At 72.6% G+C, this 11,825-nt stretch carries 12 protein-coding genes; 7 read left to right on the top strand and 5 right to left on the bottom strand.

Features of this window, described 5'->3' with window-relative positions; all coding sequences use genetic code 11:
* Positions 1 to 11: 11 nt before the first annotated feature.
* On the bottom strand, positions 12 to 689 hold the full coding sequence (locus AAEP86_RS04500; RefSeq protein ID WP_420369341.1) for a hypothetical protein: 678 nt from the start codon (positions 687 to 689) through the stop codon (positions 12 to 14).
* A gap of 229 nt (positions 690 to 918) precedes the next feature.
* On the opposite strand from AAEP86_RS04500, the gene AAEP86_RS04495 reads away from it, so the two are divergent.
* Complete coding sequence (locus AAEP86_RS04495; RefSeq protein WP_420369340.1) at positions 919 to 1,782, top strand: NAD-dependent epimerase/dehydratase family protein; 864 nt, start codon at positions 919 to 921, stop codon at positions 1,780 to 1,782.
* Positions 1,783 to 1,793: 11 nt separating this feature from the next.
* Here AAEP86_RS04495 and AAEP86_RS04490 read toward each other — a convergent pair whose 3' ends face one another.
* Positions 1,794 to 2,741, bottom strand: coding sequence for a DNA-3-methyladenine glycosylase family protein (locus AAEP86_RS04490; protein WP_420369339.1), 948 nt, complete (start codon positions 2,739 to 2,741; stop codon positions 1,794 to 1,796).
* Positions 2,742 to 2,811: 70 nt separating this feature from the next.
* Here AAEP86_RS04490 and AAEP86_RS04485 point away from each other — a divergent pair, with 70 nt between their 5' ends.
* From AAEP86_RS04485 to AAEP86_RS04460, 6 genes are all read left to right on the top strand, one after another.
* Positions 2,812 to 3,840: a 6-phosphofructokinase gene (locus AAEP86_RS04485; protein ID WP_420369338.1), complete on the top strand. Its 1,029-nt coding sequence runs from the start codon at positions 2,812 to 2,814 to the stop codon at positions 3,838 to 3,840.
* A gap of 63 nt (positions 3,841 to 3,903) precedes the next feature.
* Complete coding sequence (locus tag AAEP86_RS04480) at positions 3,904 to 4,881, top strand: acryloyl-CoA reductase (protein ID WP_420369337.1); 978 nt, start codon at positions 3,904 to 3,906, stop codon at positions 4,879 to 4,881.
* Between the two features lie 103 nt (positions 4,882 to 4,984).
* On the top strand, positions 4,985 to 5,653 hold the full coding sequence (locus AAEP86_RS04475) for a GntR family transcriptional regulator (RefSeq protein WP_420369336.1): 669 nt from the start codon (positions 4,985 to 4,987) through the stop codon (positions 5,651 to 5,653).
* 2 nt (positions 5,654 to 5,655) lie between these two features.
* Positions 5,656 to 7,020, top strand: a complete 1,365-nt coding sequence (locus AAEP86_RS04470; RefSeq protein ID WP_420369335.1) for a hypothetical protein — start codon at positions 5,656 to 5,658, stop codon at positions 7,018 to 7,020.
* Positions 7,017 to 7,802 carry an ABC transporter ATP-binding protein gene (locus AAEP86_RS04465; RefSeq protein ID WP_420369334.1) on the top strand — a complete coding sequence of 262 codons (786 nt, stop codon included), beginning with the start codon at positions 7,017 to 7,019 and terminating at the stop codon, positions 7,800 to 7,802. The genes AAEP86_RS04470 and AAEP86_RS04465 overlap by 4 nt, the downstream gene beginning before the upstream one ends.
* Positions 7,803 to 7,920: 118 nt before the next feature.
* Complete coding sequence (locus AAEP86_RS04460; protein ID WP_420369333.1) at positions 7,921 to 8,580, top strand: hypothetical protein; 660 nt, start codon at positions 7,921 to 7,923, stop codon at positions 8,578 to 8,580.
* Between the two features lie 51 nt (positions 8,581 to 8,631).
* On the opposite strand, the gene hemL is transcribed toward AAEP86_RS04460, so the two are convergent.
* The 3 genes from hemL to AAEP86_RS04445 are packed head-to-tail and all read right to left on the bottom strand — an operon-like array spanning position 8,632 to position 11,614.
* Positions 8,632 to 9,984 carry a glutamate-1-semialdehyde 2,1-aminomutase gene (gene hemL, locus AAEP86_RS04455; RefSeq protein WP_420369332.1) on the bottom strand — a complete coding sequence of 451 codons (1,353 nt, stop codon included), beginning with the start codon at positions 9,982 to 9,984 and terminating at the stop codon, positions 8,632 to 8,634.
* Positions 9,981 to 11,036, bottom strand: coding sequence for a porphobilinogen synthase (gene hemB, locus AAEP86_RS04450; protein ID WP_420369331.1), 1,056 nt, complete (start codon positions 11,034 to 11,036; stop codon positions 9,981 to 9,983). Before hemB ends, hemL begins: the two co-directional genes overlap by 4 nt.
* Complete coding sequence (locus AAEP86_RS04445; protein WP_420369330.1) at positions 11,033 to 11,614, bottom strand: uroporphyrinogen-III synthase; 582 nt, start codon at positions 11,612 to 11,614, stop codon at positions 11,033 to 11,035. Before AAEP86_RS04445 ends, hemB begins: the two co-directional genes overlap by 4 nt.
* Positions 11,615 to 11,825: the final 211 nt, after the last annotated feature.

The following is an 11,825-nucleotide window of genomic DNA, read 5'->3' as shown; positions in this document are numbered from 1 at the left end:
GGTGCGGGGTGTTACTTGATCTGCGCGGTGATGGTCGCGGTGCCGACGAGCATGCCGCGCTTGACCGCGTCGGTGCCGAAGGTCTTGTTCAGCAGGCCGGCAGCGTCCTCGGAGATGTGCACCGTGGTGCCGGTGAGGATCGCGTTGTCACCCTCGAGCTGCAGCGGCTTGAGCGAACCGCCCCAGAGCTCGAACAGGTAGGCGTTGGCGACGGCGACCTTGCCGTTGACGAGGACGTCACCGTAGAGCTTCGAGGAGCCCGGGTTCACGACGAAGTTCTCGAGCGTGACCGTGGTGTCGCCGGCCTTGAGCGTCAGGCCGGAGTCGTCGTGGTTGAGCAGACCCTGCACGTAGGGGCGGTACTTGCCGTCCGGCGACCAGTACGTGACCGAACCCGAGGTGATCGGGAAGGACACGGCGCCGTCGGCGAGCTTGGCGTTGCCCGAGACACCCGGGGTCAGCTTCAGCGTGGTCAGCGCGTCGGTGAAGCTCTTGTCGAGGGCGACGGAGGTGTTGCCGCCGAGGACCTCGGGGACGCTGGCCACCGGGCCGGGGATCTTCGACGAGCTGGAGGCGACGGTGTGCACCGAGCCGTCGGCCTGTGCGGCCGAGACACCGAACGCTGCGCCGCCGAGGACGAGCGCGCCGGTCGTGGCGAGGGTGATCGAGGTCTTGAGTGACTTGCGCATGGTGTGATTCCTTCTCTCTGTCGCGCTCGGCGCGAATTCCCTGGATGCGCGCCGAACACACCCCGACTGAGGGTGGAGAACCAGCGTCGTGCGGCTGGTGAGCGCTCCGGGTGTTTCCCGGTTGATGCAGGTGATTCGGCACCCCCTCGAGAAGGGTTTGGGTCAGTTTGCCGACGTTATCGTTCTGTTACAGAACCGGGGGACGGCACTTCCGTGACAGGCTCGTGGCGTGCAGCACCAACAGACCGTCCTCATCGCCGGGTGCGGCGATCTCGGGACCGAGACCGGCCTCCGCTTCGCGGCGGAGGGGTACGCCGTCGCCGGGCTCCGCCGCTCCGCCGACCGCATCCCGAGCCCCATCGTCGGGCGGAGCATCGACCTCCGCCGATCGGTCCCCGAGGTCGCGCCGGACACCGCGGTCGTCGTGGTGGCGTTCGCCGCCGGCAGCCGCGACGTGAACGAGTACCGGGCCACGTACGTCGACGGTCTGCGGAACGTCCTCGACGGGATCGACGCCTCGGGAGCGTCGCCACGCCTGCTCGTGGTGTCGTCGACCGCCGTGTACGACGTCGACGACGGCAGCGAGGTCACCGAGGACACCCCGACGCGAGCGGCCACACCGACCGCCGGGGTCCTGCTCGAGGCCGAGGCACTGCTGCGCGACCGCGCGCCCGGCGCGGTGCTCGTCCGACTGTCCGGCATCTACGGCCCGGGGCGCGAACGGCTGGTCGACCAGGTCCGGTCCGGGACCGCCCGCCTGGCGGCCGAAGCGGGCCGCTCGCCGCACACCAACCGGATCCACCGCGACGACGCCGCCGCCGCGATCGTGCACCTGGCCGGCGTGGTCGATCCCGCGCCCACCTACCTCGGTACCGACGACGAGCCGGTGCCGCTCGACGACGTGCTCGCCTTCCTGGCCGACGAGCTCGGTGTGCCGGTCCCGCCCCGCGCCGAGGCGACGGGTCGCCAGGCCGGCGGGGACAAGCGACTGTCGAACGCGCTGCTCCGCTCGACCGGGTGGCAGCCGACCCACCCGACCTTCCGCGAGGGGTACCGGGCCGTGCTCGCCGGCGAGGGCACGCGCCACCCCTGAGGCACCCCGGGCTAGTGGTGCCGGTGGTCCTGGATCGTCATCCGCGGCCCGAACGACGGCTTCCGGAAGCCCGAGCCGCCGATCAGCCGCACGACACGCTCCCGGTGCCCACGCCACGGCTCGAGGAGCTCGAGCATGCCGTCGTCGTCCACCGGGCCACCGGTCAGCGCCCACCCGACGAGGGCCGGCACGTGGTAGTCGCCGACGCTCGGCGAGTCCGGGTCGCCGTGGGCGCGCTGCGCGGTCTCGGCGGCGGTCCACTTCCCGATGCCGGGCACGGACTGCAGCCGTGATGCGACGACGGCTCCGCCGCGACCGAGCGCGAGGGTGCGCTCGAGGGCCGGTGCCACCCGGACGGCACGCATCACGGTGGCGGAGCGCCCGGGTTCGATGCCCGCGCGGTGCCACTCCCAGCTCGGGATCGCCGCCCACCCGGCGACGGTCGGCGGGACGTACATGTCGACCGGCGCGGGCCCCGGCGCCGGTGTGCCGTGGCGGCGGAGCAGGTACCGCCACGCGCGCCAGGCCTGCCGCGAGGTCACCTTCTGCTCCATGATCGCCGGCACGAGCATCGCGAACACGGTGTTCGTCCGCAGCAGCCGGAGCCCGGGCTGCCGGTGCCGGGCCGCCGCGAGGAACGCGTGGCCGGAGACGTCGAGATCGGACCAGTCGTCGCCGCGGCCGAGCAGGTCCGGCGCGTGTGTGACCGCCCAGTCCGCGCCGTCGCCCCACGCCGCGACGCGGATGCCGTCGGACGACCGTCGCACCAGCACCGAGGCGGGGCCGGTGGGCGTCCGCAGCGCGATCCACGTGTCGGAGCCGACCACCCGGAACGCGGGGTCGCCGGAGCCGCGCTGCAGGGGCCGGAGGGTCGCGGTCACGTCCACCGCGCCTCCTGGCCGGTACACGGTCTCCACCGGACGGACGTCGGCAGGGTCGACGGAGGCGAGCAGGGACACACCGGGATGGTAATGCGGAACCACCGTCAGTCATGATGGGGCTGTCCCACCACCCGACGTTGGAGTCCTCATGCGCATCGGCATCCTCACCTCCGGAGGCGACTGCCCCGGCCTGAACGCGGTCATCCGCGCGATCGTCCTCAAGGGGATCGCGATCCACGGCCACGAGTTCGTCGGGTTCCGGGACGGCTGGCGCGGTGTGGTCGACGGGGACATCGTCCCGCTCGGTCGCAAGGACATCCAGGGCATCGCGAAGCAGGGCGGGACCATCCTCGGCACCAGCCGCACGAACCCGTTCGAGGGCCCGAACGGTGGCGTCGACAACATCTCGAAGACGCTCGACCGGCACGGCATCGACGCGATCGTGGCGATCGGCGGCGAGGGCACCCTGGCCGCCGCGAAGCGCCTCACCGACGCGGGTCTGAAGATCGTTGGCGTACCGAAGACCGTGGACAACGACCTCGGCGCCACCGACTACACGTTCGGCTTCGACACGGCGGTGGCTATCGCAACCGAGGCGATGGACCGTCTCCGCACGACGGGCGAGTCGCACTCCCGGTGCATGGTCGCCGAGGTGATGGGGCGGCACGTCGGCTGGATCGCCCTGCACTCCGGCATGGCGGCGGGCGCGCACGCGATCCTCATCCCGGAGCAGAAGACGAGCATGGAGCAGATCGCGAACTGGGTGCGCGCCGCGTACGACCGGGGTCGGGCTCCGCTCGTCGTCGTGGCGGAGGGCTTCGTCCCCGACCACGAGGACAACGCCCACACCGAGCGCGGCCTCGACGCGTTCGGCCGTCCGCGCCTCGGCGGCATCGGCGAGCGCCTCGCGCCGCTCATCGAGGAGATGACGGGGATCGAGACGCGCGCCACGACGCTCGGCCACATCCAGCGCGGTGGCACCCCGACCGCGTACGACCGCGTGCTGTCGACCCGGCTCGGCCTGGCGGCGATCGACTCGGTGGTCGAGGAGCGGTGGGGCCGGATGGTCGCGCTCAAGGGCACGGACATCGTGCACGTGTCGTTCGAGGACGCCCTCGGCGAGCTGAAGACCGTGCCGCAGTCGCGGTACGACGAGGCCGCCATCATGTTCGGCTGAGCGGACCGCACGCGTCCCGGGAACGGTCGGCCCCGGCCTGGAGGCGCGGGTAACGTCCGACGCATGACCCGCGCAGTCCTCGTCTCCAGTTCCTCCGCGCCAGCCGTCACCGAGATCGACGTCCCCGACCCGCGCGAGGGCGAGGCCCTCGTCGACGTCGCCTACTCGAGCGTCAACTACAAGGACGGGCTCGCGCTCGCGCGGAACGCCGGCGTCGCGCGGCTCGATCCGCTGGTCCCCGGCATCGACGTCGTGGGGACCGTCGCCGCGCTCGGTCCCGGCGTCCACGACGTCCGCATCGGGGACCGCGTCGTGCTGAACGGTGCCGGCGCGGGCGAGAGCCGGCACGGCGGTTGGGCGACGCACGCCGTGGTGCCGTCCGGCTCCCTCGTGGTGCTGCCGGACGCGGTGCCGCTGGACTTCGCGGCGGCCATCGGCACCGCCGGGTTCACCGCGGCGCTGAGCGTGCTGGCGCTCGCCCGCTTCGTGGACCCCGCCGACGGGCCGGTCCTCGTGACGGGTTCGTCGGGCGGTGTCGGTTCGGTCGCGATCCCGCTGCTCGCGGGCCGGGGCTACCGGGTGACCGCGTCCACCGGACGGACCGGCAACGCCGATTCGCTCCGCGCGCTCGGGGCGTCGGAGGTCGTCGACCGTGCGACCCTCGCCGAACGGGGCAGGCCGATGCAGAAGGCGGTGTGGGCGGGCGCGGTCGACAGCGTGGGGGGCGCGACGCTCGCGAACCTCCTGGCGTCGACCCGGTGGGGCGGCGCGGTGACCGCGTGCGGTCTGGCGCAGGACGCGGAGCTGCCGACGACGGTGCTCCCGTTCATCCTCCGCGGGGTGTCGTTGCTCGGCATCAACTCGGTGGACGCGCCGCTGGGGCTCCGTCGTGCGGCGTGGGACGTCCTAGGCGCCGAACTCGACCCGGCCGTGCTCGGCAGGGTCACCCGGACCGCCGGGCTCGAGGAGGCGATCCGGGTCGGGCCCGAGGTCGTCGCGGGCCGGGTGCGGGGCCGCACGATCGTCGACCCGTCGGTGTGACGTCCTGCCGTTCGGCCGTTCGGCCGCCGCCTCATTTCGCAAGCGATTGCACACTGACACGTTAGGGTTGGAATGCCAATCGGTCGACATGTCAGGAGCGCAGATGCCGGTCCCCAAGTCCACGGTCGAGAACTCGCCCCGGAAGCTCCTGCGCGACGTCGTCTACGACAAGATGCTCGCCGCCCTCCGCGACGGCACGCTGCAGCACGGCGAACGCCTCAACGACGACGAGCTCGTGCAGTGGCTCGGCGTCAGTCGCACCCCCATCCGTGAGGCGATCGCGAAGCTCGTCGACATCGGCCTCGTCGAGATGGAGGCGAACCGGTACACCCGCGTCGCCACCCCCACCTTCGACGACTGGGTCACCGCCACCCGGGCGACCGCCGGGTTCTTCGAGCTCAGCCTGCGCTGGGGCGTCCCGACCTACTCCGACGAGGACGTCGCGGCCCTCGCCGACCTGCTCGACAAGGCCGACGGCATGCGCAAGGTGCGGGACTACGGCTTCAGCGGTGCGGTCACCGAGATCATCGAGTTCGCCGTCGCGCACTCGGGCAACCCGCTCGTGCAGAACGCCGCCGTCGGCGCGATGGAGCGGGTCCGCTTCACCCTGAACCCGACGCCGGCCTTCGAGCAGTACGGCTCCGAGGCCTTCTTCTCCATCCTGCGTGACGCACTCGACGAGCGGGACGGTGAGACCGCCGCCGAGGCCGGTCGCGCGCTCACCCGCAACTTCGAGCAGCACATCGAGGCGGTCCGCGCCGCGCGCGGCTGAACATGGCGGACGCGCGATCGGACGCAGGCAGACGCCCGCTGTTCGACGATGCGTTCCGGCGGGTGCTCGGCGCGATCCGAGACGGCACGCTCGTCGACGACCGCGACTACGACCTCCTCGAACTCTGCGAGCGCTACAGCCTCCACCCAGCCGAACTCGACGGGGCACTGCAGCGCCTCGCGGACATCGGGCTGGCGCGCCCCTTGCCCGGGGCCGTCGTTCGGTTCACCAGGCTCGATCCCCTCGCGTGGGCCGAGGGCGGCTGGCTCCTCGTCGGGCTCCTCGAGGTCGCCATGCGCGCAACCGTCCCGGTGGCGACCGACCAGGACCTCGAACGCTACGAACGTCTCGTCGACGTGGCTCGCCGAGCCGCTGCCGAGCGCGGCGACGAACTCGACCCGGCGGTCTTCGCCACTCTTGCCTTCTGGGCCGACAGGACACCCAACCTCCTGACAGCTCGGCTGCTCGTCCGCACCCTGGAGCAGGTGCGCTACGGGCTCACCACGGCATCACCGTGGCAGGTGACGGGCATCGAGCCCTGGGCAGCAAGCTCACTGCAGGCACTCCGACTCAAGGACCCGAGCAGCGCCGAGCACGCCGCGCACGTGTTCCGGCGTCTCTGGGGCCACCACCTGGAGCAGTCCGCTCGATCATGGGGACTGGATCCCGTCGCCCTGGTCCACCCCGCCCGTGTCCCGAACGACGACGCAGACCGCAATGTGCCGCAGGCGGACGACGTCTGGCTCGAACTCCTCGGGTCAGTCCGCGACGGAACGCTCCAGCGCGGCCAGGAGTACACGATCCGGGGGTTGGCTGCTCGGCTCCGGGTCCCTGTCCAACGCCTCCTGCCGATGGTCCGTCGGCTCGAGACCATGGGACTCGTCCGGGCGGGCGACGACCGGAACGGCAGCATCCTCGTCGCGACGACCACTGTCACGGACTGGGCAGAGACGATCGGGCTGCTCCTCGGTCTCCAGGAGATGTGCATGCGGGCGACCGTCCCGGCGCTGTCCGAGGACGACCGCGATGGCTTCGACTCCCTCGTCAGACGGATCCGGTGGCAAGCGCGGACCCGAGACCACGCCTACACGAGCTCGCTCCTCGAACTGAACCGGTTCTTCGCCGAACGCTGCCCCGACCAGACTCTGCGCCGGACGACGACCATCATGATCTCGCGGCTTGCGTACGTCCTGCCGGAAGCGCCGGCGTTCCGCCAGTGGGACACCGATGACTTCCTGCAATTGCTGTCGGATGCCGTTCGCACCGGGGATGCGGACGCTGCCTCCGAGGCATGTCACGCACTGGCGGTCCACTTCGACGCCCACGTGGACGACGTCACGGCGCGGTACGGCACGATGGGACCGTGACCGACGTCCTCCTCCGCACCACCGGCCTCCGCGTCACCCGTTCCGGACGGGACCTCCTGCACGGGGTCGACCTCACCGTCCGCCGCGGCGAGCACTGGGCCCTCCTCGGACCGAACGGCGCCGGCAAGTCGACGTTGCTCACCGTCCTCGGCGCCAACGGCCACCCGACGGCCGGCGAGGTCGAGGTGCTCGGACGACGGCTCGGACGGGTCGACGTCCGCGAACTCCGCGAACACATCGGGCACGTCGACCCGCGGCACCGGATGACGTCGCCGCTCACGGTGCTCGAGACGGTGCTCACCGGCCTCACCGGAACGACGGACCTCATGATGCGGTGGGAGCCGACGGCCGAGCAGGTCGCCGCCGCCGAGCAGCACGTCGCCGACGTCGGCCTCGCGTCACGTCGCGACGCCCGGTGGCCGGTGCTCTCGCAGGGCGAGCGCGGCCGTGCACTGATCGCCCGCGCCCTGATGGCCGAGCCGCAGCTGCTCCTGCTCGACGAGCCGGCGACGGGGCTCGACGTCGCCGCGCGCGAACACCTGCTCGAGACCGTCGACGCGCTGCGGCACCGGCACCCCGAGCTCGGCAGCGTCATGGTCACCCACCACCTCGAGGACCTGCCGGCGTCGACCTCGCACGCGATGCTGCTGCGCGACGGCGCCGTCGTGGCGCAGGGAACCGCGGACGAGGTCATCACCTCGTCGGCGGTGTCGCACGCGTTCGACTTCCCGCTCGCGATCCTGCGAGCCGAGGGGCGCTGGGCGGCACGCCGCGCGTCGTGACCGGGGGCGTCCCGGACCTGGTTGAATGACGCGCCAGGTGTCCGCGGCGTGTGTCGGGGGAAGGGCTCCGGCACCGCACACCGGTGCCGCGCCGTGGACCACGTCGAGGGGGACCACCATGACCAACACGCCGCCGCCGTACCCGGGGTCGGACCCGGAGCAGCAGCCGTCCGCACAGCCCGCAGCCGGACCGGGGCAGCCGCACGGCCAGCCCGCGCCCGGCCAGCAGCCGACCGGGCAGCCGTCCTGGGGCCAGCCCGCGGCCGGTCAGCAGCCGTACGGCCAGCCCTCGGCCGGCCAGCAGCCGTACGCCCAGGCGGCTCCCGCCGGCATGCCGTACGCCCCGCCGCCGAAGCCGTCACGCGGCCGTCGTGTCCTGATCAGCGTCGTCGGCGTCGTCGTGGCGCTCGTCGTCGCGTTCTTCGTCCGCCAGGCGATCACCGCCGCGTTGGGGGGCTCCACCGAGGACAAGGTGTCGAAGGCGGTCGAGCAGATCCGCGACGAGAGCAACCTGCCGAAGCAGGTGGACTCGGTCACGACGTGGACCGGCATCGAGGCCGAGGGCACGGCGATCCACTACGACTACACGGTGTCGTCGAGCGTCGATCCGGCGTCGATCACGACCAGTGCCGTCCGTGAGGCCGTCGGCCCGACGCTCTGCGGGACGAAGGCGACGAAGGACCTGCTCGACGACGGGGTGGACATGCGGTACACCTACGCGTTCGACCAGTCGTCGAAGACGCTCGACGTCACCTTCACGAAGTCCGACTGCTCCTGAGCCCGACGCACCCGACCCCGACCGACGCACGTCGGTCGGGGTCGGTCGTGGTCACGCGGTCGCGGCCGCCGCTGCCTTCGCCGCAGCCGGCAGCGCCTCGAGCACGCGTCCGACGGCGCGCTCGTCGTGCGCCGCCGTGACGAACCACGCCTCGAACACACTCGGCGGCAGGGTGACCCCGGCGTCGAGCATCGCGTGGAAGAACGGCGCGTACCGGGAGGCCTCCTGCGCACGGACGTCGTCGTAGTCCCGTGGGGCGGTCTCGGTGAACGCGAACGAGAACAGGTTCCCCGCGTGCTGGACGGTGTGGGCGACGCCCTCGGCCGAGAGCGCCTCGCTGGTGGCGGCGGCGATCGTCGACGCGGTCCGGTCCAGGTGCGCGTACACCTCGGGGGTCGCGGCACGGAGGGTCGCGATGCCCGCGGCGACCGCGAGCGGGTTCCCGGACAGCGTGCCGGCCTGGTAGACGGGCCCGAGCGGGGCGAGGAAGTCCATCACCTCGCGGCGACCGCCCAGTGCGGCGAGGGGCATGCCGCCGCCGATCACCTTGCCGAACGTGACGAGGTCGGGCTTCCAGCCGGCGCCGTCCGGCACGACCTTCGACGCCTCGAGACCCCACCAGCCGGCGGGTCCGACCCGGAACCCGGTGAGGACCTCGTCGACGATGAGCAGGGCGCCGTGCGACCGGGTGATCTGCGACAGGGCACGGTTGAAGCCGCGCTCCGGCGCGAGCACGCCCATGTTCGCCGCGGCGGCCTCGACGATCACGGCGGCGATGCGCTCGGAGTGCTCGTCGAACGCGCGGCGGACGGCGTCGAGGTCGTTGTACGGCAGGACCAGGGTCTGGGCGGCGGTCTCGGCGGTGATGCCCGCGCTGCCCGGGAGCGCCAGCGTGGCGACGCCCGAGCCGGCCTCGGCCAGCAGCGAGTCGGAGTGCCCGTGGTAGTGCCCGGCGAACTTCACGAGGAGGTCGCGCCCGGTGTAGCCGCGCGCGAGCCGGATCGCCGTCATCGTCGCCTCGGTGCCGGTGGACACCATGCGGAGCTTCTCGATCGGCCCGTCGCCGTCGACCGACACCCGCTGCTTCACGAGCTCGGCCAGCTCGGTCTCGCCCGGGGTGGAGGCCCCGAAGGACAGCCCCCGGGCGGCGGCCTGCTGCACGGCCTCGACCGTGCCGGGGTGGGCGTGCCCGAGGATCGCCGGCCCCCAGGACGCGACGAGGTCGACGTACTCGCGTCCCTCGGCGTCGGTGACGTACGCACCCGATGCCGACGTCAGGAAGCGCGGTGTCCCGCCGACCGACCCGTAGGCGCGGACCGGGGAGTTGACGCCGCCGGGGATGCTGTTCTTCGCGCGGCTGAAGAGCTGCCCGTTCGTGGTCGAGGACGGTGCCGTGGTGGTCATTCGGGGGCCTTCCCGGTCGAGGCGATGCCGGCGACGTCCGCCGTGCTGCCGGAGGTGCGGAGTCCCGCTTCCTCGGTGAGCTTGCGGGCGATGTCGACGGCGAAGTAGGTCAGGATCGCGTCCGCACCGGCGCGCTTGATGCCGACGAGGGCCTCCATCGCCGCGGCGTCCCGGTCGATCCACCCGTTCTGCGCGGCTGCCGTGATCATCGCGTACTCGCCGGAGATCTGGTAGGCCCACACGGGCACGGGCGACGTCGCCGCGGTCTCGGCGAGGACGTCGAGGTAGCTCATCGCCGGCTTCACCATGACGATGTCGGCGCCCTCCGCGATGTCCTGCTCCACCTCGCGCAGCCCCTGGCGGCCGTTGGCGGCGTCGATCTGGTACGTCCGACGGTCGCCCTGCAGCGACGAGTCGACCGCTTCGCGGAACGGCCCGTAGAAGGCCGACGCGTACTTCGCCGCGTAGGCGAGGAGCGCGGTCCCGGTGTGCCCAGCGGTGTCGAGTGCGTCGCGGGCGGCCGCGATCTGCCCGTCCATCATCCCGCTCATGCACACCAGCTCGGCCCCGGCCTCGGCCTGCACGACGGCCATGTCGCGGTAGCGGAGGAGCGTGGCGTCGTTGTCGACGGACCCGTCGGCGGCCAGGACGCCGCAGTGCCCGTGGTCGGTGAACTCGTCGAGGCACAGGTCGGACTGCACCACGAGCGCGTCACCGACCTCCTCCTTCGCGATCCGGATCGCGACGTTGAGGATGCCGTCCGGGTCGGTCGCACCGGAGCCCTCGGCGTCCTTCGTGGTCGGCACACCGAACAGGTTCACGCCACCGACGCCGACCGACGCGGCCTCGACGAGTGCGCGTCGGAAGGAGTCCAGCGAGTGCTGCTGCACACCGGGCATGCTCGAGATCGGGATCGCCTCGGTCGCCCCCTCGCGGATGAACATCGGCAGCACGAGTTCGGCCGGGTGGAGCCGGGTCTCGGCGACGAGCCGTCGCATCGCGGGGGTCGCTCGGAGTCGACGGGGGCGGACCTGGGGGAAACGGCCGGTCACGGTTGGCCTTCCTGTTCGGGGACGGATGGTGCGAGGAACTCGACGACGGCGTCGAGCAGGGCTTCGGCGGACCGGTCGCGTGCGGTCGTGTGCACGGGCAGACCGACGGCGCGGGCGTCCGCGGCGGTGCCGGGTCCGATGCAGGCGATCGCCGTCCTCGGATCGAGGGGCGTCAGCCGGCGCGCGACCTGACGGGCGACGCTGCCGCTCGTCACGAGCACGGCGTCGGGCGGGGGGTCGAGGGCGACCGGCTCGTCGCCGGTCCCCACGGTACGGTACGCGACCACGTCGTCGACGTCGATCCCGCGAGCGCGGAGCGCGTCGACGAGGGTGGGTGCGGCGATGTCCGACCGCGGGAAGAGCACCGTGCCGGTGGTCTCCGGCAGCGACGCCGCGAGCGCTGCTGCCGACGCGTCCGGAGGGACGAGGTCGACGGTCCAGCCGACGGCCCGCGCGGCCCGTGCGGTCGGCTCGCCGACCGCCGCGACCAGCAGGTCGGACGGGAGGCGCGGCACGCGTTCCGCGAGGACGCGCACGGCCGTCGCACTGGTCACCACGAGCCAGGCGTACCCGGCCACGTCGCTCGCGTCGCCGGCTCGGGGCGGTGACCCGTGCCTCCCGGACGCGCCGGACGCGACCAGCCGTCGGACCGCGGCCTCGAGCGCGGAGGGATCCGCCGGCGGTGCGTTTGCGATGAGCGGGACGACCACCGGGTCGAGACCGCGGTCACGGGCCGCTGCGGCGACCCGCTCGCCCCACGCACCGCCGCGCGGGACGAGGACGACCGGG

The organism is Curtobacterium sp. L1-20 (assembly GCF_048755855.1).
GTDB lineage: Bacteria > Actinomycetota > Actinomycetes > Actinomycetales > Microbacteriaceae > Curtobacterium.
Note: the sequence above shows the minus strand (reverse complement) of the source record. Positions and strands in the feature narration are given on the sequence as shown.

Excerpts from the sequence above, each read along its gene's own strand:
- hemL (WP_420369332.1), bottom strand. The coding sequence starts at position 9,984 with ATGACCACCACGGCACCGTCCTCGACCACGAACGGGCAGCTCTTCAGC.
- AAEP86_RS04485 (WP_420369338.1), top strand. The coding sequence starts at position 2,812 with ATGCGCATCGGCATCCTCACCTCCGGAGGCGACTGCCCCGGCCTGAAC.
- AAEP86_RS04475 (WP_420369336.1), top strand. The coding sequence starts at position 4,985 with ATGCCGGTCCCCAAGTCCACGGTCGAGAACTCGCCCCGGAAGCTCCTG.
- AAEP86_RS04470 (WP_420369335.1), top strand. The coding sequence starts at position 5,656 with ATGGCGGACGCGCGATCGGACGCAGGCAGACGCCCGCTGTTCGACGAT.
- AAEP86_RS04480 (WP_420369337.1), top strand. The coding sequence starts at position 3,904 with ATGACCCGCGCAGTCCTCGTCTCCAGTTCCTCCGCGCCAGCCGTCACC.
- AAEP86_RS04460 (WP_420369333.1), top strand. The coding sequence starts at position 7,921 with ATGACCAACACGCCGCCGCCGTACCCGGGGTCGGACCCGGAGCAGCAG.
- AAEP86_RS04500 (WP_420369341.1), bottom strand. The coding sequence starts at position 689 with ATGCGCAAGTCACTCAAGACCTCGATCACCCTCGCCACGACCGGCGCG.